The sequence below is a fragment of the Streptomyces sp. MAR4 CNX-425 genome (assembly GCF_048656465.1).
GTDB lineage: Bacteria > Actinomycetota > Actinomycetes > Streptomycetales > Streptomycetaceae > Streptomyces.
The window spans coordinates 1-24,357 of the sequence record NZ_JBMDLF010000014.1; the positions used below are offsets into that span (position 1 = coordinate 1).

11 protein-coding genes and 3 pseudogenes are annotated in these 24,357 nt (G+C 71.5%); 3 read left to right on the forward strand and 11 right to left on the reverse strand.

Going from position 1 to position 24,357, the window contains the following annotated elements:
* Positions 1-198 precede the first annotated feature (198 nt).
* A pseudogene (locus tag ACHZ99_RS30380) lies at positions 199-479 on the reverse strand (IS5/IS1182 family transposase); the annotation flags it as partial.
* A 53-nt stretch (positions 480-532) separates the two neighbouring features.
* On the reverse strand, positions 533-3,820 hold the full coding sequence (locus ACHZ99_RS30385; RefSeq protein WP_420308039.1) for a BTAD domain-containing putative transcriptional regulator: 3,288 nt from the start codon (positions 3,818-3,820) through the stop codon (positions 533-535).
* A gap of 144 nt (positions 3,821-3,964) precedes the next feature.
* On the opposite strand from ACHZ99_RS30385, the gene ACHZ99_RS30390 reads away from it, so the two are divergent.
* Entirely contained in the window at positions 3,965-5,281 is a 1,317-nt protein-coding gene (locus ACHZ99_RS30390; RefSeq protein WP_420308040.1) for an FAD-binding oxidoreductase, read from the forward strand.
* Between the two features lie 307 nt (positions 5,282-5,588).
* Here ACHZ99_RS30390 and ACHZ99_RS30395 read toward each other — a convergent pair.
* The 5 genes and pseudogenes from ACHZ99_RS30395 to ACHZ99_RS30415 form a co-directional block, all read right to left on the reverse strand.
* Positions 5,589-5,782, reverse strand: a pseudogene (locus tag ACHZ99_RS30395) (IS3 family transposase); the annotation flags it as partial.
* Positions 5,783-5,890: 108 nt separating this feature from the next.
* Positions 5,891-6,361 carry a hypothetical protein gene (locus ACHZ99_RS30400; protein ID WP_420308041.1) on the reverse strand — a complete coding sequence of 157 codons (471 nt, stop codon included), beginning with the start codon at positions 6,359-6,361 and terminating at the stop codon, positions 5,891-5,893.
* Positions 6,358-11,055, reverse strand: coding sequence for an RHS repeat-associated core domain-containing protein (locus ACHZ99_RS30405; RefSeq protein ID WP_420308042.1), 4,698 nt, complete (start codon positions 11,053-11,055; stop codon positions 6,358-6,360). The genes ACHZ99_RS30400 and ACHZ99_RS30405 overlap by 4 nt, the downstream gene beginning before the upstream one ends.
* Before the next feature lie 189 nt (positions 11,056-11,244).
* On the reverse strand, positions 11,245-12,072 hold the full coding sequence (locus ACHZ99_RS30410; RefSeq protein WP_420308043.1) for a helix-turn-helix domain-containing protein: 828 nt from the start codon (positions 12,070-12,072) through the stop codon (positions 11,245-11,247).
* Positions 12,069-12,806 carry a peptidoglycan-binding protein gene (locus ACHZ99_RS30415; RefSeq protein ID WP_420308117.1) on the reverse strand — a complete coding sequence of 246 codons (738 nt, stop codon included), beginning with the start codon at positions 12,804-12,806 and terminating at the stop codon, positions 12,069-12,071. Before ACHZ99_RS30415 ends, ACHZ99_RS30410 begins: the two co-directional genes overlap by 4 nt.
* Positions 12,807-13,109: 303 nt before the next feature.
* Here ACHZ99_RS30415 and ACHZ99_RS30420 point away from each other — a divergent pair, with 303 nt between their 5' ends.
* Entirely contained in the window at positions 13,110-13,553 is a 444-nt protein-coding gene (locus ACHZ99_RS30420) for a peptidoglycan-binding domain-containing protein (RefSeq protein ID WP_420308044.1), read from the forward strand.
* Between the two features lie 100 nt (positions 13,554-13,653).
* Here the strand turns inward: ACHZ99_RS30420 and ACHZ99_RS30425 are convergent, their stop codons facing one another.
* The 4 genes from ACHZ99_RS30425 to ACHZ99_RS30440 form a co-directional block, all read right to left on the reverse strand.
* Positions 13,654-14,277: a hypothetical protein gene (locus tag ACHZ99_RS30425; RefSeq protein ID WP_420308045.1), complete on the reverse strand. Its 624-nt coding sequence runs from the start codon at positions 14,275-14,277 to the stop codon at positions 13,654-13,656.
* A gap of 175 nt (positions 14,278-14,452) precedes the next feature.
* On the reverse strand, positions 14,453-15,850 hold the full coding sequence (locus ACHZ99_RS30430; RefSeq protein WP_420308046.1) for an FAD-dependent oxidoreductase: 1,398 nt from the start codon (positions 15,848-15,850) through the stop codon (positions 14,453-14,455).
* 284 nt (positions 15,851-16,134) lie between these two features.
* Entirely contained in the window at positions 16,135-17,625 is a 1,491-nt protein-coding gene (locus tag ACHZ99_RS30435; RefSeq protein ID WP_420308047.1) for an MFS transporter, read from the reverse strand.
* 204 nt (positions 17,626-17,829) lie between these two features.
* Positions 17,830-18,753, reverse strand: coding sequence for an NADP-dependent oxidoreductase (locus ACHZ99_RS30440; RefSeq protein ID WP_420308048.1), 924 nt, complete (start codon positions 18,751-18,753; stop codon positions 17,830-17,832).
* A 199-nt stretch (positions 18,754-18,952) separates the two neighbouring features.
* Between ACHZ99_RS30440 and ACHZ99_RS30445 the strand changes: the two are divergent.
* Positions 18,953-24,317, forward strand: a pseudogene (locus tag ACHZ99_RS30445) (type I polyketide synthase).
* Positions 24,318-24,357: the final 40 nt, after the last annotated feature.

Genomic DNA, 24,357 nt, shown 5'->3' on the forward strand with positions numbered 1-24,357 from the left:
CACTGTCACCCCCCGAGACCGTGTGACCTCTGCGACAATTCCGCTGCAGAGGTCGCCGATGCGGATTCCTGCCAGGAACTCCCGAGAATCCTGATCGTCCGACGCCGCCCCCATGCCGTCCAGCCTCTCATGGAGAGCCGTGCGCCGGCTCGGGGATGGTGTTGTCAGGCTGCGGCCTTGAGGATGCGCCCGCCCCCGAGTCCGGCCCAGGTTCGCAAGAGTAGTCTCGCCCAATGTACTGGGGTTCAGGCGCAGACGTAGAAGCAACCGGCCGCCGGGCTCGGTGACCATCCGGACGTTCACGCCGTGGCGCCGGTGCTTTGGGAGTAGTCGGCCCGGCCGTCGCCGACCTGGTCGCGCTCGGCGAGGGTCCCGTCCAGGAGGACGAAGTCAGGATCGTGGTTTTGCAGCGTCTTCGGCAGGCCCGGTGCACGTGCGGCGGTGGACTCGCTGATGCCGAAACCGGCAGCGGTCTTCGCCGGCTTCGCTTCGAAAGTGGGGGCGTCCGATGCCTGGGGAGCGGACGCCGGTGTCAGGGGCGCTCGTACCCGGCGGCGGGAGAGGGGCCCAGCCCGCGGTGGGCTTCGGCGGCCGCGTGGGTGTGGTGGCGGGCCAGGTCGTCGCGGCCGAGGCGGGCGGCCAGCTGGGCGAGGACGGTGTGGGTGGATCCCCAGGCTGCGGTGGACACGCCGGCGACGATGAACTGGTCGGCGTGCGGGGCCAGTTGGTTGTAGAGGTGCTGTGGGTCCGGCATGCCGAGGCGGGCCGCGACGAGTCCCCAGACGGGCAGCAGGAAGTCGGCGGCCCAGTCGTCCGCGACGTCCGTACCCCAGCGGGCGATCAGCTCGCGGGCCTGGTCGGTACGTCCGGTCTCGGCGAGGGCCAGGATGGCGACCGGGCGCAGCGGCGTCGTGTCCGGCTCCGTGGCGGCCGCCACGAGGTCGTCGATGATCTCGGCGACCCGGCCCTGGGCGCGGCGGCAGGTGTAGAGGGTGACCAGGGTCCGCCAGCGCGCGCCCCAGGGCGTAGCGGCGAATCGCGGCGTGGAGTGAGCGCCGACCAGTTCCTCTGCCTCGGCCCAGCGGCCGTCCAGGGTGGCGCGGGCGGTCTGGGCGACCTTGACGATCGACTCCAGCTCGGGGCGGGGGGCCTCCTTCAGCAACCGTCGGCAGTGGTCAAGCTGTTGTTCCCAGGCGGGCAGGTCCCCGGCGCGCAGCAGACAGGCCATCAGGAAGGCGCGGGCGATCAGCTCGGTGGAGCGAGGCAGGCCGGGCAGTGCCGCCATCTCCTGTGCGGCGCGCAGGCGTACGGCGTTGCGGCCGGGGGCGAAGCTGGCGAGCAAATAATTGCCGAGGACGCGGGCGAGCAGCACCGGGTCGTCGAGGGTTCGGGCCAGGCGAACCGCCTCGGCGGCGTGTCGTTCGCCCTCGGCGCGGCGCGGTCCGTAGTGCAGCTCGACGCCGAGCGCGCCGAGCAGAACGGCCCGGTCGCGGTCCTCGAGCGGCCCGTCGAGCAGCTCCTCGATCGCCTCGACGACCGGCAGCTTGACCGTGCCGTACGGGCGCCAGTTCCACAGCGTCGGGGCGGCGAAGGCGGTGAGGATGCCGAGCAGAGCCTGGCGGTCGCCCGATTCGCGGGCGAGGTCGAAGGCCGCGTCCAGGCCCCGGCCGGCGCCGGTGGCGTCGCCGACGGCGCGGCGGGCCTGGCCGAGCTCGGTGAGCAGCCGAGCGCGTCGCGCCGCTCCCTCGGCCGGCGGCAGTACGGACAGCGCCAGCTCCCAGAACTGCACCGCCTCCGCATAGGCCTGCTGCGCGGTGGCCTGCCGGGCTGCCTTCGAGGCGTGCGTCACCGCCTGGGACGCGCCGCCGATGCGGGCGGCCGCGGCGAAGTGCTGGGCCAGGGTGGCTGCTTCGGCCGCAGGCAGCACCGGCTCCAGGGCCTCGCCGATGCGCAGGTGCAGGCGGGCGCGGTCCAGGCGGGGCAGTCCGGCGTAGAGGGCGTCGCGTACGAGGGCGTGGCCGAAGCGGTAGTCGGGGCCGTTGGGCGGCTCGGCGATCAGGCCGGTGACGACGGCCGGTTCGAGGCCGTTCAGCACCTCCTCGATGGGCAGGCCGGTGGCGGCGGCGAGTAGGTCGGCGTCCGCTTCGGCGCCGGCCACCGCGGCGGCGCGCAGCAGCCGGGCGGTCTCCTCGGGCATGCGGGCGACGCGCCGCGCGATGACGTCCCGGACGCCGGCGGGAAGCGCGTCCGCCAGCACGTCGTCGGCGCCGTCGGCCGGCGGGCCGGCCTCGCGGCCGGCCTCGCTCTCCTGTAGCCGCAGCACCTCGCCCAGGTAGAAGGGGTTGCCGCCGGTGCGGCGCAGCAGTGGCTGTGCCAGGTCTTCCTCGGCCCCGCGGGCGCGCAGGTACCACGCCACGTCGGCCTCCGTGAACGGCTTCAGCTCCACCCGGGAAGCGCCCTCCAGGCGGGCCAGTGCGCCGAGGGTGTCGCGCAGCGGGCCGGGATGGTCGCCGGGCTCGGGGCGACGGGCGACGAGAACAAGCACCCGCCGGCGGGTGACGGCGCCGGCGACGTGGGACAGCAGCCGCAGCGAGGAGATGTCGGCCCACTGCAGGTCGTCGAGGACGATCAGCAGCGGCTCATCGGTGGCGGTCAGCGCCGATACGACGCGCTCGTACCGCTCGTACAGCGCCGCGTCCGGATCCGCCGCGGGCACCTCGTCCGTCAGCAGGGCACCGGCGGCGTCGCCCGCCGCCTCGCGCAGGACCTGGACCCAGGGCCAGAAGGCGGGTGCGGTGCCGTCGACGCAGCCGCCGCGGGCGACGGTGAAGCCACGCGCAGCGGCCCGCTCGGCCACCTCGTCGGCGTAGCGGGTCTTGCCGATGCCCGCCTCTCCGGACACCAGCAGCACGCCGCCGCCGCTCCGCCGCGCCGCGGCCAGCCGTCGGTCGGCCAGCGCCAGCTCGGCGTCCCGGGCGATGAGCCCGTCGGCGGGCCACGCCGGTGCAGCGGGGGCGGGGGCGGGCTGCGGCAGGGCCGGGAGTCGCAGCTCGGGCGCCTGGTCGAAGACCGCCTGCTCCAGTTGCCGCAGCTCGGGCCCCGGCTGCAGCCCCAGGTCGTCATCGAGCCGGGCACGCACTCGGCGCAGCGCCGCGAGCGCATCGGCCTGGCGGCCGGTGCGATACAGCGCGAGCACCAGCAGCGCCCAGCCGCGCTCGCGGTACGGCCGCAGTTCCGTCAGCGCCTCCAGGCCGGGCACACACGCGGCCGCCTCGTCGAGGGCCAGCCGGGCCTCGTACCGGTCTTCCTCCGCGGCCGCCCGCACCTCGGCCAGCCGCACGGCCGCCGGCCGGGCGAACCGCTCCTCGGCGAACTCGCCCAGCGGGTCCCCGCGCCACAGTTCCAGCGCCCGACCCAACACCCGTGCCGCCTCGGCATGATCGCTACGCGCCAGCGCCGCGCGGCCCTCGTCCGCGCCTGCGGTGAAGCGCTCCAGGTCGATCTGGCCGGGGGCGACGGCGAGCAGGTAGCCGGGCTCGCGGGTGAGCAGCAGCCGCGGCGGGGTACGCGGCGGGCGGTCCGGTTCGAGCACCTTGCGCAGGTGGGCGACGTACGCCTGCATGGTGCGGGTGGCCTGCGCAGGCGGCTCGCCGGTCCACAGCTCATCGATCAGCCGATCCAGGGACACTACCCGGCCGGGCTCCAGCGCCAGCATCGCGATCAGGGCGCGCTGCTTTCGGGTGCCCAGGTCCAGCGGCCGCCCGGCGGCGTCGGCGACCTCCACGGCCCCGAAGAGCCGGAACCGAAGGCTCACAGCCACGGCTCGCACTCCTCTCCTCACCGATCCCGTACGGCACCCGTGCGGGCCACAGCTCGCGACCTCAGCTCGATCCCAGCTCGACCCCAGACGTGCGGGCCGAAGGTTGCAGCGTCGGACAGCGGGACGGACGAGAGGGAAACAGCAATGACCATAGGAAACGATCTGCGCGCCGCCGTCAAGGGCAATATTCTCACTCAGGGTGACGAAGGCTTCGACGTTGCCCGCCGCCCGTGGAACCTCGCGGTGGACCAGCGGGTGGCGGCCGTGGTGGACGCGGCGGACGCCGCCGACGTCGCGGCCGTGGTCCGCCAGGCCCGCCTCGCCGGGCTGGCGGTGCTGGCCCAGCCCAGCGGGCACGGAGCCAGCGGGGACACCGACGGCGCAATCCTGCTGCGCACGGGCGGACTGAGCGGCGTCGAGATCCGTCCGCAGGAGCGGATGGCCCGGGTGGGCGCGGGCGTGAAGTGGGGCGAGGTCCTCACCGCAGCCGGCCCGCACGGGCTGACCGGCCTCGCCGGCAGCTCACCGGCGGTCAGCGTCACCGGCTACACCCTGGGTGGCGGGCTGAGCTGGTTCAGCCGCGCACACGGCTTCGCGGCGAACAGCGTCCACGCCTTCGACGTGGTCGACGCGGACGGCGTCCAGCGACGGGTGACCGCACAGTCGGACCCGGAGTTGTTCTGGGCGCTGCGCGGAGGCAGCGGCGAGTTCGCCGTCGTCACCGCCGTCGAGTTCGGCCTGTACCCGGCGCCCGAGCTGTACGGCGGGCGGATGGTGTGGCCGGCGTCCGCAGCGCCCGCAGTGCTTGAGGCCTACCGCGAGGTGACGGCCACCGCGCCGGACGAGCTCACCGTCTGGTACGACCTGCTGCAGTTCCCCGGCGCCCCGGCCATGGTTGCCGTCGACACCACCTACCTGGGCCCGGCCGGGGAGGCCGAGGCCCTGCTGCGCCGCTTCGACAAGATCGACGGCCGGATGAGCGACTCCCGCGGCCCGCTGCCAGTCGCCGAGCTGGGCACCATCACCGCCGAGCCGACCGACCCGGGCCCCGGCACGTCCCGCGCCGAGCTGCTGACCGAGCTGACGGACGACGTCGCCGAGGCCCTGCTGGCCGAGCCGATCGACCCGCTGCTGAGCGTGCAACTGCGCCACCTCGGCGGAGCACTGGCCGGCCTCCCGGCGAACGCCGGGGCCTGCGGGGAACTCACCGAGCAACACCTGCTCTACACCTTCGGCATCCCGGCCACACCCGAGAAGGCCGCAGCCGTCCACGAGCGGCAGCGCGACCTTGCCGCCGCCCTCACCCCGTACACCAGCGGCCGCAAGCCCTACACCTTCCTGGCCCCCGGTGAGCGGGCCGCGAACGCCTTCACCCCGGCGGCGCTGAGCCGGCTGCGCGCCCTGAAGCGCGAGCGCGACCCCCGCGGCATCTTCCGCACCAACTATCCCGTCCTGGGCTGACCCGGCTCCTGCACAACACCAGGACATCTGCAAAGGGAACCAAGAAGGATGACCACCGCCCGTCGCCATACCGGCTGGACGCTGCCCCTCCCCGGCCTTCGCCCAACTGGTCCTCCCCGAGGTCGGTTCCGCCCCCGGCTTCTCCTCCCACAGCCTGCAGTGGGTGATCAGCGGCTACGCTGTCCCCTTCGGCGACTCCCTGCTGCTCGGCGGCCGGACGAACGACCTGTTCGGTCCGCTCCGGATGTTCGCCCTCGGCCCATCCCTGTACGCCGCCCCGTCACTGGCCGGCGACCTCGCCTGGGATCCCTGGGTGCTCGTCGATGAAGCTCACGAACGTGCGTGTGACCGGTCGGGCTCGGCCGCGAAGAAAGCCGACACCGCCTTGAGGATCTTGTTCACCCGCTTCAGCTCCGCGTTTGCCTTGCGTGGCCGCTTGATCTCGGCCGACTCCTCTGTCGTCGTCCCCGGCCGGGTGCCGGCGTCGACCTGGCCGGGGCGGGCCACGTCCACGCGGCCGGCCCCTGGTGCGGGCTCGCGGCGCCGCCGCGGGCGGCGATGATCAGGTCGGCCATACGGCCGATTCTGCCGTCCAGCGGTGGGTGCCGCTCAGCCGACGATCGCCTCGACGAGCACCGGGAGGTCGCTGTCCTGCTGGATGGCGCCGATGAGGAGAGTACGGTCCCCCAGCCGCCAGGCGCTGTGGTGGAGGTAGTCGAGCCCGCCGGTCTGATCCCCCTCCGCCGGTGCCAGCCGGCCGCCGAGCGGCCCCTGCTCCACCTCCGCCGCCAGCCGGCGCGACTCCGCCTCCGCCTCCTCGTACAGGGCTTCGAGGGCCTCGAAGCCCTCGTCGTCCTCGTCCACTTCCCGCAGCCACAGCGTCACCGCGAGATGGATTCCGGGCGGATCGCCCTGGATGCCCGCTGTCAGACCGTCCTTCTGCCAGACCCGCTGAAAGGGCGCGCCCGGCCTCGCGCGCGGCACGGACCAGCCTTCCTCCTCAAGCGCCGCCGCCAGCAGCTCGCCCGTGAGCTGCGGCGCGGAGGCCAGGCGCTGGACGAGAGCGATGAGTTCGTTCATGTGCTGATCATCCCGTTCGCCGGTACGTGGAACACCTGCAGTCTGCCATCACTCATGGCGTCCGCCACCGACTGGCTGACCGAGCTGTCGGAGAACAGTTCGCGCAGGTGGTCGGCGCCCTGCGGGCTGGAGGTGGCGTAGCGGACGCCGTTGGCGCCGAGTTCGTCGTTGAGGGTCACCAGGCGCTCCGCCTGGTCGATGATGCGGTCCTGGTTGTAGTGGCGGTGCTCCGGGTTGTACTGGGACGACGACCACTGGTTCTCGTTGCCTGTCCACTTCGCCTCGACGAGGAAGTTGTCGGCGGTCGGCCCGCCGTCCACGTGCACCTGGCGGCCGTTCTGCAGCTTGAAGACCTGTTCGTAGTCGGTGTGCGTGACGAACCGCTGGTACTGGTACGAGACCCGCTTCAGCAGCTTGTCCGTCAGCCAGTCGATCCGCAGGAACTGCGGGCACATCTGCAGACCCAGCGGGTCGGACCAGGTCAGCGGGTTCGGCGCGTACGCGTAGTTGTCCGGTGCGGCGGCGAGGCCGAGGGGGTCGGGGGTGAGGAACCGGGTGCTGCGCGGGTCGTAGTAGCGGTGGCGGTTGTAGTGGAGACCGCTCTCCTGGTCCGCGTACTGGCCGGGGAAGCGCAGGGGGCAGGCGGCGGGGGCGGCGGGGTGCGGGCCGGCCGGACCGCCCCACACCGTGGCGCGGTGGCGCCAGACGACCTCGCCTTCCGGGGTGATCAGGTCGGTGGGCGCGCCGACGAGGTCGGTGGCGATGGCGTAGAAGCGCCGGTCGATCTCCTCCTGCGGCGCGTCGCGCAGCGAGCGGCGTTCGCTCTGGGCCACGGGCCGGTGGCTGCCCGGTTCGTAGTCCCAGGTGACGGAGTGGCTGCCGCCGTCGTCGGTGAGCGTCGACTGTTCCGCGAGACGGTCGCCGTCCCAGGCGAAGTCCACGCGCCGGGCCACGCTCCCGTCGGCGCCGAGGAGTTCCTTGGCGAGCCGGCGGCCCATGGGGTCGTAGCGGTAGCGCCACCGGCTGCCGCCGGGGGTGACGACCTCGGTGAGCTGGTCGTCCGCGTCCCAGGTGAACCGCCAGGTGCGGCGGGTACCGGAGAGCGTGCGGCGGGTGATGCTCGTGCAGCGCCCCTGGTCGTCGTAGTCGTAGCGGGACCTGCCGGCGTGCCGGAGGCGGTTGCCCGTGTACGTGTACGCCTCCGGCTCCGCGGCCGTGGCGGGGCCGGCGGCGCCCGCCCCGGCCGTCGTGCCCGCCGCCGCGGACGACACGTTGCCCGCGGCGTCGTAGGCGTAGTGCTCGCTCCAGCCTTCGGCGCGTACCGCCGTGATCCGTCCCTCGGCGTCCAGTTCGAGGGTGCGGGAGCCGGCGTGCAGGTCGTCCAGTCCGACGAGCCGGCCGGCGGGGTCGTAGCGGTAGTCGGTGCGGCCCACGGTGCGGAACTTCGCGAGCGGGTCGTGCGCCGCGGACTCGCCGGGGGCCGTCAGCTCGCGGCCGGTGAGCCGGTGGCTGTCGTCCCACCGCTGGCCGATGCGGAGCTTGTCGCCGAAGACCCGCTCCGTCTCGCGGCCGATCCCGTCGTACGCGAACGTGACCTCGTGTCCGTCGGCGACCAGCCGCACCGGCAGGCCGTTGTCCGCGTAGTCCCACTCGCTGACCGCCCCGGAGGGCGTGCTGCGCCGGCGCCGCCGGCCCAGTTCGTCGTACGCGTAGCCGGTGGTGCGCCCGTTGACGGTCTCGCGCAGCAGCCGCCCGGCGCCGTCCCTCTCGACCTCCAGGACGGCGTCGGCGTTCTGCGCGCGGACCAGGCGGCCGTCGCTCCCGTACGCGTACGTGGTGGCCGCGGCGCCGCTGAGCTTCTCCACGATCCGGCCGCGGGAGTCACGCCGGTACGTCGTCGTCTGCCCGGCGCCGTTGGTGCGCGCGCTCAGCCCGCCGGCGGCGTCGCGGGCGTAGCGCAGGACGCGGTCGTTGAAGTCGGACTCGGCGACGAGCCGGCCGGCGGCGTCGAAGTCGTAGGTCCAGGTGGCGCCGCGGGCGTCGGTGACGGTGGTGAGGCGCAGCTCGGTGTCGTAGGCGAAGAGCCGGCGCGCTCCGTCCGCGCCCGTCTGGGCGGCGAGCAGGTCGAAGTGCGTGTACTCGAAGCGCGTCGTGGCGCCGGTGGGGTCGGTGTGGGCGACGAGGTTGCCCTCGGCGTCCCAGTGCCAGGTCTCGGCCGTGCCGTCCGGGTGGGTGCGGGTGACGGGCTTGCCCTCCGTGGTCCAGGTGACGTGCGTTGCATGGCCGAGGGCGTCGACGGTGGCGGCGATCCGGCCGAAGGCGTCGCGGCGGCGCTCGATGGCGGCGCCGTGCTGGTCGACGGTGCGCACCGGCAGCCCGCGGGGGTCGCACTCGACGCGGGTGGTGACGCCGAGGGGGTCCGTGAGGGCGGTGAGGCCGCCGGCGTTGTCGTACGCGAAGGTGGTCGTCGCGCCGAGGGGGTCGGTGACCGAGGTGCGGTTGCCGCGCTCGTCGTAGGTGTAGCTCCAGCGGGTGCCGTCGGCGCCGTGGAGGACGAGAGGCAGGTGGATGTCGTTGAACTCGGCGGTGGCGCGGGTCTCGTCCGGGGAGACGACGGCGGTGAGGTTGCCGGCCTCGTCGTACTCGTAGCGGGTGGTGTGGCCGAGGGCGTCGGTGTGGGAGCGGAGACGGTTGCGCTCGTCGTAGGTCCAGTGGTCGGTGTTGCCGAGCGGGTCGGTGACGGAGGTGCGCTGGAGCAGCTCGTTGTGGTGGTGGACCGTGGTGTGGCCGAGGGAGTCGGTGTACGCGGTGGTCCGGGCCGTGGCGTCGTAGGCGATGGTGCAGTCGAGGAAGCCGCCGGGGCCGCTCCCGCGCACGCAGCGGTCCTCGGTGTCGTACGCGAACTCGTACCAGCTTCCGTTGCGGTCGATCCAGGCGGTGACGCGGCTGTGGTCGTCGTAGGTGTAGCGGAACGGTTCTCCCGAGGAGTTGACGACCTCGGCGAGGTTGCCTTCGGGGTCGTATCCGTACGACACGAGGACGGTGCTGTCCTCCCCCTCCCGCAGGGCGAGGGCGGTGATGTTGCCCTCCTCGTCCGTGCGGACGTCCACGTGGTAGCCACCGCTGTGCCGGATCGCCTCCGGCAGGCCGTCCGCCGCGTAGTCGAAGTCGATCCGCTGCCCGTTGCGGTCGGAGACGGCGCGTACGGGCAGCACGAGCGGGCCGCCGTCGTCCTGCGCGCCGCCGGTGGCGAAGTGCCGTGTCAGACCACTGGCCGGATCGGTGACCCGGATCTCGCCACCGGCCGTGCCGTCCCAGACGAGCGGCCAGGCCGGCCCCTCCTGCGGCAGCACGGGCACGCCGGGCCGGGGAACGGGGTACGCCAGCAGCATGCCGTCCTCGGTGGCGAGGGCGGCGCCGTCCGCGTCGATCTCCAGCCGCTGGTCGAAGGTGGAGGCCCACGACGCACCGAACCAACGGCCGTAGCGGTACGTGGACAGATGCGTCCGCGTGCACGTCAGCGCGAGCAGTCCGGGCAGGCGGACGTCGGTCTCGATCATGATCATCTCGCCGGAGACCATGTCCACCGGGTCACCGCCGGGGCACCGGCCCACGGCCGCCTTGCCCTTGGCGACGAGGTTGTCCATGCCGCTGCGCAGGCTGTTGGCGGCGCCGCGGAGCTTGTTGAGGCCCTTGGTCCCGAGGCCGCGGACCGCGGCGGCCATGCCCTTGAGGCCCCCCTTGGCGAGGGCTTTGAGGCCGCCGGCGAGCCTGCCGAGGGAGGTGAGGCCCTTCATGCCGGGGATGCAGTCGAGGGCGGCGAGGGCGACGTCCCAGAGGGAGGCTTGGCCGTTCATGTACTTGTAGAGGGTGTCGGCGAGGACGACGAGGGCGGCGGCCAGCACCACCCAGGCCAGCGGCCCGCCGATGATCAGGACGACGATGCCGAGGACGGCGACGATCACCTTGCACACGGAGACGATGGTGTCCCAGTTGTCCTTGACCCAGTCGACCGCGTTCTCCCACCACTTGCGGTTCTGGATCCCCGCGTCGGAGGCGTCCTCCAGCTTGTCCTTGGCCTCGGACGCGGCGTCCTCACGCATCTTCTTCGCGTCCGCGGCCATCTTCTTGGCCGCTTCGAGGCCGCCCTGGGCGTTGTCGACGGCCGTCTGGGCGCTGGACTGGGCCGACTTGGCGTCGGTGGCGTTGCGGGTCGCGGCCCGCACCTCGGAGTCGTCGGGCTTCTCCTTGCCCTCCGCCTCGTCGTACTTCTCCGTCTTCTCCGTCGCCCGCTCGACCCAGGAGTTCGCCGAGTCCAGACGCCCGTTGGCGGCGGTCAGGTCGTTGCGGGCCTCCCGGCCCTTGGCGAGCGCCTTGTCGGCGAGGGACTGGGCGCGTTCCAGCTTCGGCCAGTACGCGGCCAGCGCGTCGCCGGCGAGGTCGTAGGAGCGCTGAAGCTTCTTCAGGTTCTTGGGGACCTCGTCGAACTCGTCCTGGAACGCCTTCGCCGTCTTCCCAGCCCACCGCAGGAGGGCGTCCTCACCGGCCATGCCCTTGATCTGCCGCAGCGCGTCCGCGACGTCGTCGGCGAAGTCGTGCAGCTCACGGGCGAGTTGCTTGACCCGGTCCGGATCCCCCGGCGTCGGGTCCTCATCGAGGTCGAGTACGTGCCAGTCCGTCGGACGATTCCCCACTGCTCCCGACCTCCGAAGTCCCCTGCCACACAGCCCTATCGGTGCCCGGACAACGCTCATCGCTACCCACGCGTGCATGCAAAGACGACAGATGGTGGCGAACCGGTTTCAGGCAGGCGGGAGAGCAGGTTCGAGCCCGGCCGGTGAGGAGCACCGGGTGCTGCTCACCGACCGGGGTGCCCGGGCGGGTCACCCGGCCGGGGAAGCCGGACCGCCCACGCGGGCCTCGACGCACTCGCGGGCCCCGTGCCCTGCGGGGCGGAAGCACGCCCGAACGGTGCTGCCGGGGCGGGCCGCGGCCATGTCGGTGTAGATGTAGGTTTCCGTGTCGTCCCTGGTTCTGACGCGCACGCCGTGGGCCGGTCCTCCCACCCTCATCTCCAGCCGGTCGCCGATCTCCGTCCCCCAGGCACGGGCCCAGCTCGCACCGCACTTCTCGCTGTGGCGCAGTTCGACGTGGGCGCCGGTGGCGGTGCTGTGCACGCTGAGCGTTTCGGGGCCGACGCCGCAGATCAGGCGCATCGGGTCCCGCCCCTCGCAGTCGGCTCCGCGGCATCCCGGGACGGGGGACGGAGCGGAGGCGAGCGCCGGGTCGTCCTCCGCCGCACCGAATACCGGCAACGGGAGGAGCACGAGCGCCGTGGTGCCGACGGCGACGAGTGTCCAGGCCGCGGCCAGCGCCAGCATGACCCGCCCCCCTCTCCCCCACGGCCGTGGGGGAGAGGGCTCCGGCGGTGACGGCGTCCGCTCGCCGGCGCCGGGCGGACCGACCGCCGTACGTCCGCGCCAGTGCGCCTCGGCTATCTCCCACAGGCCCAGCAGGCGCCCGGCCGGTTCCCCCGCGACCGAGCAGATGTCCCGCACCGCCTGCCGGGGAGGCAGGCTCTTGCCGTTGAGATAGCGCTCCCACGAACTCTTGCTGTAGGCGGTCCGCTCCGCCAGCGCCGCCAGGCTCACACCCGTGCGCTCCTTCAGCTCCCGCATCGCCTCGACCAACGGGGCGTGTTCCGGACTCACTCGGGCGCCTCCCGCAGTGCCGCCCAGGTGTGCGGGCCCACGACACCGTCCACGACCAGGCTCTCCCGCTTCTGGATGCGCTCCACGGCACGCTGCGTCCTCGGCCCGAAGACGCCGTCGATGTCTCCCGGCGGGATGCCCGCCCGCCGCAACAGGCACTGCGCCTCGGCCACGTCGGGACCGACGTGGGTGTACGCCAGGATCATGTCCGAGGTCCGGCTCAGGCCCGCGTACCAGCGGTTGCCGATCCGCTCCGGTCGGCAGGTATACGCGACCGGCACCAGGGACTCCGTGACCGTTGCCGGAGTCGCGGCCGCGGGCTGTGTGCGGTTGCGGGCGAGCTGCGCGCGGGCGTCCGCGAGCTGCATCGCAAGAACGAGGACGGCCGAGGTTGCCAGCGCCAGCGCGATCGCTCCTGAGGTGATGACGACCCGCAGGGAGCGGCTGTACGGGCCGGGCGCCACGCCGGGGCGGGTCTCCGCCGGAGCGGGGCGCTCGGTGCCGCCGGTGACGGCAGCGCCTCCGTGCGTCCAGAACGGGGCGGCGACCTCGTACAGGGCGAGCAACCGGTGCGGATCCCCCGCACCAAAACGGGCTACCGCCTCGACTGCCGCCCGGGGCGGCAGCGACCTCCCCGTCAGGTAGCGCTGCCACGATCTCGCGCTGTAACCGGTCTTCGCCGCGAGTTGGCGGGTACTCAGTTCGTGGTGGTCCTTCAGCACCCGCAGCTGCACGATCAACCGGCGGACATGCGGGTGCAGTTCAGCCGGTAGCTCTTTCCAGCGCGACATCTTCCCCCCGCTCGCGTCCCTCAGCGGAACAGCGCCCCCGAGCCTTCCGTGTCAGCCTACCTGGCCGGCAATCGTCCCGCCGTTGCGCCAGTCACCCGGCTCCCCCGCAGGTCAGGGGGTGGGACGTCCCGGAACGAGGTCACCTTTGAGCCAGTCGTGGCCGGTGACCCGCTCAGGCACCAGGCTCGTGAGGGAGTCGCGCCAGGACCGGCCGGCTCCTGCATCGCACAGCTGAAGGGGAACCTCATGCGAGCTCTTACGAAGGCGCTCATCGGCGCCACCACGGCCGTCGGGATCGCGGCGGGTGGTCTGGCCACGGCGGGCACGGCCGTGGCCGCTCCCTCCCCCGCGCAGCAGGTGGCGGACTCCCAGGTCGCACCGCTCGCCGTGAAGAACCTCGGCCTCAGCCGGGACCAGGCCCGAAACGCTCAGCGCTTCCTGGCGAAGCACTGGAACTACAACGGCCGGATCGACGGATACCTCGGCACCGGCAGCTGGAAGGCGTTCCAGCGCCTCTTCAAGAAGCACTGGAAGTACGGCGGCCGGATCGACGGCATCGTCGGCCCGGGGACGATCAAGGGGCTGCAGCGCATGCTGGCCAGCAACGGCTTCTACGAGGGCCGGATCGACGGTATCGCCGGAACCGGGACCAGGGCGGCATTCAAGCAGTGGGCCAACGGCATCTCCTGACCTGCCGGCGCCCGATGTCTCTGCCGCCCGGATACGGGCGGCAGAGACGCGCTGTCTTCCTGTGCGCACGCGCTCGGTGAATTCGGAGACCCGAGCGTCTTCAACCGGTGAGGAGGGCGTTCAGGGCGCCGGTGGCAAGGGCGGTGACGACGAGGCCGCCGACCAGCGCGCTCGCGCCGATGCCCATCGCCGCCAGGGGTTTGGTGTCCGGTTTCAGCAGCGTTCTGCCCGTGGAGTGCCGGGCGGCGGCGACAGCGGCGAAGCCGCCGGCAACAAACAGGAGCGAGGTCAGGAAGAGAAATCCGGCGAAGCGACGGCCCGGTTCCTGTGCGGAGATCTCCCGCCGGCCTTGAAAAGCGACCTCGACTATCCGGCCGTCCCAGTAGGTGGCGGTGACCGTGTCGCCGGGCTGGGCGGTGTCGAAGACCGGGTGACTCCCTCCGCCCATCCGCACCCACTGCGACGACCGGCCGTCGCGGGACAACAGCATGTAGTGGGGACGGCCCTTGCCCTTCCGGCGTTCCTTGTCGGTGAGCGTGACCGGTGTCTGTGATCGGCAGCCCGGTGCGGGCTCCGCGGTGGGACAGCTGGGGGCCGAATCGTAGGCCCGCCGCTTCTCCAACTCGCCGGGCAGCAGAAGGGCGGCGAGTGCGAGGCCGACGAGCAGGAGTACGCCGGCGATCGTCGCCGACAGTACGGGTCTGGGCTTGTGCTCGGCAGCCAACCTGGTCCCCTCATCGCCTGGTGTTCAGGGGACATGATCTTCATATTGCGGTTCGGGGAGGTCAACGATCGTCCCTGGGGAGACGCGTCGCGGGCCGAGATCCGGGGCCCCGTGGAGACCATGCGGGGAATCCCGGCTGCCACGCGCTCCCCCACCGCCGAGGCGCCGCCCGGCGTCAGCTGCCGATGCTCTGCGGGTGGCGGAAGAAGTCCGGGGCGTCGTACCTCTTCTTCACGTCGAGGAGACGGGGGTAGTTCTCGGCGTAGTATGCCTGCCGCCAGTCGGAGCGCTCGGGGTTGGGGAAGTTGAGGTACGTCTCGCCGGTCGAGACCGGGTCGACGACGCCGAATCCACGGTTCGGCCAGACCTCGGCCGCGTGGGCTTCCTCCTCCGTCGGGGTCGGGTCGTTGAGCAGCGTGGCCATGGCGACGAAGAACTCGGCGTTGCGGTGCACGTAGCCGGTCTCTGTGCGGGGCACCTGGTTGGCGACGCCGCCGAGGGCCTGGATGTAGAGGTTCCTGGCCTGGCCCGGCCTGCGGTCGGCTTCGAAGGCGGTGAGCAGGTCGGCCGCCGCGATGGCGCCGGTGGGGCGGTCCAGCAGCCGGGTCAGCTCGCGCATGTAGGCCTGGCGCGGGAGCTTGGCGTCGGGGTTCGTCCCGGTGCGGTGGCACTCCTGGACGGTGAGTTCCGCGCAGCCGTAGATGGCCTTCATCGACTCGGCGTACGTTCCTTCGGTGACGGTCCGGGTGGTCGGAGCGACCCCGGCCTGGGCGGCCAACTCGTCGAGGGCGCCGTCGACTTCGGACGCCGGGCCCAGATACCCGCCCATGATCCGTACGATCGGGACCGTGCCCTCGGCGCCGTCGGGCAGGAAGACGGTCAGGACGGAGCCGAGGGCGTCGGAGCCGGTGTACGTCCATTCCTGCCACGTGGTGAGGAGGTCCTGGACCTTGTCGTACGGCCACGTGGTGTCGAAGTAGACCATGGTCGGCGCGGATATCGGACGTACCTCGAAGTCGACGACGACGCCGAAGTTGTTGCCGCCGCCGCCGCGTATCGCCCAGTAGAGGTCCGGGTGGCGGGATTCGCAGGCGCGTACGTACCGCCCGTCGGACAGGACGAGTCCCGCCGAGACGACGCGGTCGCTGCCGATGCCGAACTTGCGGGTCTGCAGCCCTATTCCGCCGCCGGAGAGGAAACCGCCGGCGCAGACGGTGGCGCAGGTGCCGGTGATCACCTGCTGGTCGAGCGGCGAGAGGGCGGTCAGGACGTCGATGGCCTGCGCGCCGGGGCCCATGCGTATGGTGCCGAAGCGGGGCGAGACGTGGTCGATCCGTCCCACGTCGAGGACCATGCCCTCGCTGGTCGACCAGCCGGCGAGGTTGTGGCCGCCGCTGCGGGTGCGTGTCGCGATGCCGTTGTCCCGGGCGAACCTGATGGCGGTGCTGACGTCCTGCGGAGTCTCGCAGTAGACGATTCCCTGCGGGTGAACCGAGTCGAACTCCTGGAGAATCCCCTGCTTGGAGAATTCATAGGCGTTGTCGCCGGGAAGGACGACATCTCCCTGAATCATGCCGCGGAGTCTCTCCCAGTCCGTTCCCGACCCGAAGACCGGCGACGAGGGAAGCCCCACGGTGGCGGATGCCAGAGCGACGGCGCTGCCGCCACGGAGAATGGTCCGTCTGCTGAGCATCGTTCCTCCGTAAGTTGTCGGGTGGCCCGGGAGGGCCGGATGTGGCTGATCGCTCCTTGCGGTTCGTGGCTCTCCCGGAGTGGCCGTCCGGCTCTCCGGGCCAAAGACCCCAGGAGAAGAAGCCCGGCAGTCTCGACTGCCGGGCTCCGCCGGGGGTGGTGGTCTCAGGGCTTTACGCCGTCCTCCGTGGCGGCGACGTCCTTGACCTCGTCCGCGGTCTCCGGCTCCGCGGCCGGTGCACCGCCCGGGCTGCGAAGAACGATGATGGCGATGACGAAACCGAGCAGGACGATGCCCGCGGCGACGGTGAAGGCCAGGTTGTAGCCCGCGGTCAGCGCCTCGGGGAGGGTGTCGCCCTCGTCGGTCGCGCTCTCGATGCGGGACGCCGACAACGTGGCCAGGATGGCCAGACCGACCGCGCCGCCGACCTGCTGGGTGGTGTTGTTGATGCCCGACGCGAGGCCGGAGTCCTCCGGCTTGGCGCCGGACATGGCCATGCCGACCAGGGCCGGGAAGGCGAGACCGCCACCGGTGCCGAGGAGCAGCAGCGCGGGCAGGACGTCGACCGCGTACTGGCCGTCGGCCGGGGCCTGGCCGAGGAGAGCGAGGCCCGCGGCGATAAACAGCAGGCTCGGCAGCAGTACGGCCTTCATCCCGAACTTCATGTTCAGGCGCGGCGACACGGTCATGGAGAGGATGCCGATGGTGCCGGCGACCGGCAGGAACGCCAGGCCGATGCTGATCGGCTCGAACCCCAGGACCCGCTGGAGGTAGAGCGCGCCGAGGAAGAGGTGGGCGAACATGCCGGCCAGCATGAGCGCGAGCACCAGGTTGGCGCCCGCCAGGTTGGGCACCCTGAAGATCTTGAGCGAGAGGATCGGGGTCTTCGCCGTGGCCTGACGCCAGATGAACGCGCCGAGGAGGGCCAGGGAGAGCGCGCCGAAGCCCAGCGTGTGCGCCGAACCCCAGCCGTACTGCTCGATCTTGAGAATCGTGTACACGCCCAACATCAGGGTGCCGGTGACCAGGACGGCGCCGAGGACGTCGGCTCCCTTGTCGAGGCCGATGCCGGTCTCCCGATCCAGCACCTTCACGCCGAAGAAGGCGATGAGGATGCCGATCGGTACGTTGACGTAGAAGATCCAGTGCCAGTTGATCCACTCGGTGAGCAGACCGCCCGCCAGCAGGCCGGCGGCGGCGCCGCCCGCGCCGACGAAGCTGTAGACGCCGATGGCCCTGGCCTGGCCCGCCGGTTCCTTGAAGAGCGTCACCACCATGCCGAGGATGACGGAGGAGGAGATGGCACCGCCCATGCCCTGAACGAACCGGGCGGCGATGAGCATCTCCTGGGAGTTGGCCGCGCCGCACAACACCGAGGCGGCGGTGAAGACGCCCACGCCGGTGATGAAGACGTTCTTGCGTCCGAGGAGGTCACCCAGGCGTCCGGCGAGCAGCAGGAAGCCGCCGAAGGCGATCAGATAGGCGTTGACGACCCATGCGAGGTCGGTCGAGGAGAAGCCGAGGTCGCTCTGAATCGACGGCAGCGCCACATTAACGATCGTTTGATCAAGGATGATCATCAAGAATCCGGTGCACAGCACGATAAGTGCCGCCCAGGGACTCTTCGGCGGAGCTGTTGCAGCTGCCGATGACATGGGTAAACCTCCGCGGGATACTACTTCGGGGATGGCATTTCTGCCGCGTGCCACGAAGCGGTTCTTGAGACTTCAGGGACCGTACCAAGGTGCTGGAAGCCCGGGAGTTGCACAAGAAGGAACATTCTTGTTTCACCGGAACATCTATGTACCCACGCAGGCCAGGCGGGTCCGCTGCGGAAGAATTCATACGGTCGGCGGCGGTCAGAGCGTGATGACCACCTTGCCGGTCACCCGGCCGGTCTCAACCAATTCGTGCGCCTGTACCAGTTCTGTCAAGGGGAAGGTGCGCTCGATGTGCGGCCGCACGTGCCCGGCACTCACCAGCGCCGAGATTCTGTCCAGCTCCCGGCCCTCGGTTCCGAGCGACACCCACGTGTAGCGGCGGCCGCGATCCCGGGCGTCCTGTTCGGTGACTCCGGGGTGGAGAGTGGCCCCGAGCAGCAGGCCGCCGGGACGGAGCGACTCCAGAGACCGCTTGCCGTAGTCGCCGCCGACCAGGTCGAAGACCACGTCGACATCGCGGGCCACCTGCGTGAAGTCGTGGGTGGTGTAGTCGATCGGCTCGTCCACGCCGAGCCCCCGCAGGAAGTCGTGCTTGTCGGCGCGGGCCGTGGCCAGGACATGGGCGCCCCGCAGCTTGGCGAGCTGCACCGCGAGGTGACCGACGCCGCCCGCGGCGGCGTGGATCAGGATGCGCCGGCCCCGGAGGTCCCCGGCCGTCTCGGCCGCCCGCAGCGCGGTGAGCGCGGCCACGGGCAGGGCCGCGGCCTGTACGTGATCGATGCCGGCGGGCTTTCGGGCCAGGTTGACGGCGGGTACGGCGACGTAGTCGGCGTAGGTGCCGATGAGGAACACGCCGTACACCTGGTCGCCGGGGGCGAAGTCACCGACGCCGGCGCCCACCTGCTCCACGACCCCCGACAGGTCGGAGCCGAGCGTGAACGGCGGCGGGCCGACCTCGGCGACACCGGAACGGACCTTGGTCTCACCGAAGTTGACGGAGGCCGCCCGGACGTGGACCAGCACCTCGCCGGCCCGCGGCTCCGGCCGGTCCGCTTCGACGATCCGGATTACCTCCGGACCGCCGAGTTCGTACTGGATGGCGGTGCGCATGCGATGTCCCATCGTCGCTCCTTCGGTTGACTGGCCACGATGTCGTTCGGCGCTCTCAGGTTCTCCTGCGCGGCACCGTGAAACGCACATCATGATTCGGAAGTAAGGGAGGTCTTAGGGGGGCACTCAGGGGTGGTGATGCGCAGCGGCGAAGCCACACTGAGACAGCAGGAGGACTCGAAAGGATTCCCGTATGTCCGGTGACGACAAGCTGCGTGACTACCTCAAGCGTGCACTTACTGATCTGCGGCAGGCAAACAGCAGGCTGAGCGATATGGAAGCAAAGTCATCCGAGCCGGTTGCGATTGTGGGGATGGGGTGCCGGCTGCCCGGTGGCGTGGATTCTCCGGACGCGTTGTGGCGGCTGGTGGACGAGGGCCGGGACGGCATTACGGGCTTTCCGTCGGACCGCGGGTGGGATCTGGACGCCCTGTACGACCCGGATCCGGATCACTCGGGAACATCCTACACGCGGGAGGGTGGCTTCCTGCATGATGCCGGCGGATTCGACGCGGAGTTCTTCGAGATATCCCCGCGGGAAGCCCTCGGCATGAATCCGCAGCAGCGGCTGCTGCTGGAAGTGTCGTGGGAGACCCTCGAACGGGCCGGGATGGCCCCGGAGTCCCTCAAGGGCAGCGACGTCGGCGTCTACGCCGGGGTGATGTACCACGACTACGCGCCGGAGATCGAGCGCGTGCCCGAGGAGGTCGAAGGCTTCCTGGGCATCGGAAACTCCGGCAGCGCCACGACCGGCCGCATTTCGTACACGTACGGCTTCGAGGGACCGTCGGTCACGGTCGAGACCGCGTGTTCGTCGTCGTTGGTGGCGGTGCATCTCGCGGTGCAGGCGTTACGGTCCGGGGAGTGCTCGATGGCGCTGGCCGGCGGGGTGGCGGTGATGGCGACGCCGGCGACGTTCATCGAGTTCTCACGGCAGCGCGGGCTGGCCCCGGACGGACGCTGCAAACCCTACGCCGCCGCCGCGGACGGCACCGGCTGGTCCGAAGGCGCCGGACTCGTCCTCCTTGAGCGCCTGTCCGACGCCCGACGCCACGGCCACCACATCCACGCCGTCATCCGCGGCAGCGCCGTCAACCAGGACGGCGCCTCCAACGGACTGACCGCACCCAACGGCCCCTCCCAGCAACGGGTCATCCAGCAGGCACTGAACAACGCACGCCTCGCCCCCGCAGACATCGACGCGGTGGAAGGACACGGCACCGGCACCACACTGGGCGACCCCATCGAGGCCCAGGCCGTCATCAACACCTACGGCCGGCACCGCACCGACAAAGAACCCCTCTACCTGGGTTCACTGAAGTCCAACATCGGACACACCCAGGCAGCCGCCGGCGTCGCAGCCGTGATCAAGATGGTCGAAGCCCTGCGGCACGGCCGTCTGCCCCAAACCCTTCACCTCGACGAACCCACCCCCCAGGTCGACTGGAGCGACGGCACCGTCGAACTCCTCACCCAGGCACAGCCATGGCCCAAGCGGGACCGGCCGAAACGGGCCGCCGTCTCCTCCTTCGGCGTCTCCGGCACCAACGCCCACCTCATCCTCGAAGAACCCCCCGGCGAACTCCCCGCGTCCAGCGGTGAGGAGCAGTCCGACGCCACGCCGCTGTTCGCACCCGAGGCGGCGGCTCCGGTCCTCCTGCCCCTGTCGGCGAGGTCACCGGCGGCTCTGGCGGCCACTGCCCGGGGTCTGGTCGAGCATGTGGACCGGCATCCGGATCTGGACCTGGCCGGGCTCGCCGGCACCCTCACCCGGCGCACGCACCACCCCCACCGGGCCGTCGTCCTGGCCACCGACCCCACCGGCGCCCGCGAAGCCCTCACCGCCCTGACCCGGCACACCCCCCACCCCGACCTCATCACCGGCCACGCCACCACCAACGGCAAAACAGCCCTCGTCTTCCCCGGCCAGGGCAGCCAATGGACCGGCATGGGCGCACAACTCCTCACCACCAGCCCCGCCTTCGCCGAACACCTCCACCACACCGCCGACGCCCTCGCCCCCTACACCGACTGGAACCTCATCGACGTCCTCAACCAACACCCCCACGCCCCCACCCTCGAACGCGCCGACGTCCTCCAACCCGCCACCTTCGCCCTCATGACCGCCCTCGCCCACCTCCACACCACCCAAAACATCCACGCCGACACCCACATCGGCCACTCCCAAGGCGAAATCGCCGCCGCCCACACCGCCGGCGCCCTCACCCTCGACGACGCCGCCCGCATCGTCACCCTCCGCTCCCAAGCCATCGCCGAACACCTCGCCGGCCACGGCGGCATGCTCTCCCTCAACCAAACCCCCCACGACACCACCACCCTCATCAAACCCTGGCACCCCCACATCAACATCGCCGCCACCAACGGACCCACCTTCACCGTCGTCGCCGGAGACCCCCACGCCCTCCAAGAACTCCAACACCACTGCACCACCCACCACATCACCCACCGCACCATCCCCGTCGACTACGCCTCACACACCCACCACGTCGAAAAAATACAAACCCACCTCGCGAAACTCCTCAAAAACATCACCCCCACCAAGCACACACCCCTTCTACAGCACACTCCACAACCGCTACATCCACGACACCACCACCCTCACCCACGAATACTGGTACCAAAACCTCCGCCACCCCGTCCAATTCCACCAATCCATCAACACCCTCATCCAAAAACACCACCACCACACCTTCATCGAAACCAGCCCCCACCCCGTCCTCACCCTCACCCTCCAAGAAACCCTCGACGCACACCAACCACCCACCCACACCACCGAAACCCTCCGCCGCCACCACGACACCCCCACCAAATACTCACCACCACAGCAAAACTCCACACCCACACCACCACCCACACCCTCCCCACACCCCCACACCACCCCACCCCCACCACCCCACACCCCCACCTACCCCTTCCAACACACCAACTACTGGCTCGAAGCCAAGCGGAACGGAACGGCCGACGTCATCTCCGCGGGAATCGAAACCGCGCATCATCCGCTGCTCGGCTCGGTCATCGACGTACCGGAAACAGGCGGCCTCATAGCCACCGGTCAGATTTCCCTCCGGTCGCACCCCTGGCTGGCCGATCACGCGGTTTCCGGAGTTCCGCTGGTTCCCGGAAGCGGTCTCGTTGAATTCGTGGTACGGGCCGGGGACGAAGTGGGTGCGAACGTACTCGAAGAACTGGTCATCGAATCGCCGATGCCGATCCCGGCGCACGGGGCGCTGCGCATCCGGGTCGTGGTCGACGATCCCGACACGTCGGACCGCCGCCCGGTCGGCGTGTTCTCGGCCGCCGTCGAACCCGACGGGAGCGCGGGCCCCTGGAGGCGTCACGCCACCGGCGTCCTCGGCGCCACCGCGCCCCCGCGAGGTGCCCCGCTGGAGGTCTGGCCCCCGGACGGCGCCGTACCGGTCCCGCTCGACGACTTCTACGAGCGCAGGTCCGGCGACGGCTACGGATACGGCCCGGCGTTCCAGGGTCTGCGCAAGGTGTGGACGCGCGGGGACGAGACCTACGCCGAGGTCGACCTGCCCGACGGGCTCCACCCGGACGCGGATCTGTTCGGCCTGCACCCGGCGCTGCTCGACGCCGCGCTCCACCCGAGCTCCGTCGGCGCGGACAGCGGCGGCACGCTGATGCTGCCCTTCGCGTGGAACAGGGTCGTGCTGCACGCCGCCGGCGCCGTCTCCCTCCGCGTGCGCCTCGTGCGCAGCGCCCCCGACGCGGTCTCGCTCGACCTCGCCGACCCGACCGGAGCGCCGGTGGCGTCCGTCGGTTCGCTCACCTTCCGGCCGGTCGCGGCCGAGCAGCTGACCGCAAGCCCGGTGGGCGACTCGCTCTACGCCGTCGACTGGGTGCCCGTCGCGCTCCCGGACCCGTCCGGCGATCCGGTCCACGCGGTAGAGGTCGTCGACACGACCGCCGAGACGGCGGCCGACGGCACGGTCACCGACCGGGTCCGCGCGGAAACCTCCCGGCTGCTGAAAGCACTTCAGGAGTGGGACGCACGAGCGGAGTCCGACGACGCGCGACTCGTCGTGGTGACCCGGGGCGCGGTGGCGGCCGACGGCGGCGAGGCCCTCGATCCGGTCGCCTCCGCCCTGTGGGGCCTGCTCCGCACCGCGCAGGCGGAGCTTCCCGGGAAGCTCGTCGTGGTCGACGCCGCCGGCCCGGTCGATCGCTCCCGGCTGCTGCGCCTGCCCGAGCTCGGCGAACCGCAGCTGGCGATACGCGCCGGAAAGGCCGCGGCCCCCCGGCTGGTACGGGCCTCCGACCCCCCGGCGTCCGGGCCGGGGCGACGGCTCGATCCCGAGGGCACCGTACTGATCACCGGCGGCACCGGCACCCTGGGGCGGCTGACGGCCCGGCACCTCGTCACCGTCCACGGTGTCCGGAACCTGGTACTGACCAGCCGCAGCGGGCCCGACGCCGAAGGGGCCGACGAGCTACGGAGTGAGCTGACCGCGCTGGGCGCCCGGCCGACGATCGCCGCGTGCGACGCGTCGGACCGTACGGCACTGGCCCGGCTCCTCGCCGATATCCCCGCCGCCCATCCGCTGACGGCGGTGGTGCACACGGCCGGCACCCTCGACGACGGGATGCTCGCGGACCTGACGCCGGAGCGGTTCGACGCCGTGCTGCGGTCCAAGGCCGACGCGGCCTGGTGGCTGCACGAGCTGACCAGGGACACGGACCTGGCGGCGTTCGTCCTGTTCTCCTCGGCGGCCGGGCTGCTCGGCAGCCCCGGCCAGGCCAACTACGCGGCGGCCAACGGCTTCCTCGACGGTCTCGCGCACCTGCGGAGCGCCCAGGGGCTGCCCGGGGTCTCCCTGGCCTGGGGCCTGTGGGCGGAGGCGTCGGGGCTGACCACGCACCTGGGCGCCAGGGACCGCGGCCGGCTGTCGCGCCGCGGCGCGGTGGCGCTGAGCACCGAGGAGGGGATGGCCCTGCTCGACGCCGGCATGCGCTCCGGATCCCGGGTGCTGATGCCGGCCAGGCTCGACTTCCCGGCGCTGCGCACCCAGGCGGCCTCGGGCCGGTTCTCGCCGCTGCTGCGTGGTCTCGTACGGCCGCCGCGGCGGTCGGCACGGCAGGGCGAGGCCACGGGTGACTCGCTGACCCGGAGGCTGGCCGCGCTCGATCCGGCCGACCAGCGCGAGGCGCTGCTCGACCTGGTGCGCGAGCAGGTCGCGAGCGTACTCGGCAGGCCCGGGGCCCAGGAGATCGAAACGGACCAGGCGTTCAAGGAGGCCGGCTTCGACTCGATGCTGGCGGTGGAGCTCCGCAACCGGCTCCGGGCGGACACCGGTACCCGGCTGCCGGTCACGCTGGTCTTCGACTACCCGACGCCCGCGGTGCTCGCGGCGCACCTCCACTCCCTCCTCTTCCCGGACGACGCCGCCGAGGACGCGGGGGCGGACGCCCCGGCGCCCCTGACCGAGGAGTCCGCCCGCAACCTGGAGCGCATCGCCGCCATGGACGTCGACGACCTCGTCACCCGGGCGCTCAGCACCGCACCGCAGAACCCGGACACCGCTAGGGGAGCCTGATGACCACGCCCGACACAAAGATCGTCGAAGCACTGCGAAC

Bases quoted from the DNA above. Each gene is read 5' to 3' on its own strand.
- ACHZ99_RS30390 (WP_420308040.1), top strand. From the start codon at position 3,965: ATGACCATAGGAAACGATCTGCGCGCCGCCGTCAAGGGCAATATTCTC.
- ACHZ99_RS30400 (WP_420308041.1), bottom strand. From the start codon at position 6,361: ATGAACGAACTCATCGCTCTCGTCCAGCGCCTGGCCTCCGCGCCGCAG.
- ACHZ99_RS30420 (WP_420308044.1), top strand. From the start codon at position 13,110: ATGCGAGCTCTTACGAAGGCGCTCATCGGCGCCACCACGGCCGTCGGG.
- ACHZ99_RS30430 (WP_420308046.1), bottom strand. From the start codon at position 15,850: ATGATTCAGGGAGATGTCGTCCTTCCCGGCGACAACGCCTATGAATTC.
- ACHZ99_RS30435 (WP_420308047.1), bottom strand. From the start codon at position 17,625: ATGTCATCGGCAGCTGCAACAGCTCCGCCGAAGAGTCCCTGGGCGGCA.
- ACHZ99_RS30440 (WP_420308048.1), bottom strand. From the start codon at position 18,753: ATGGGACATCGCATGCGCACCGCCATCCAGTACGAACTCGGCGGTCCG.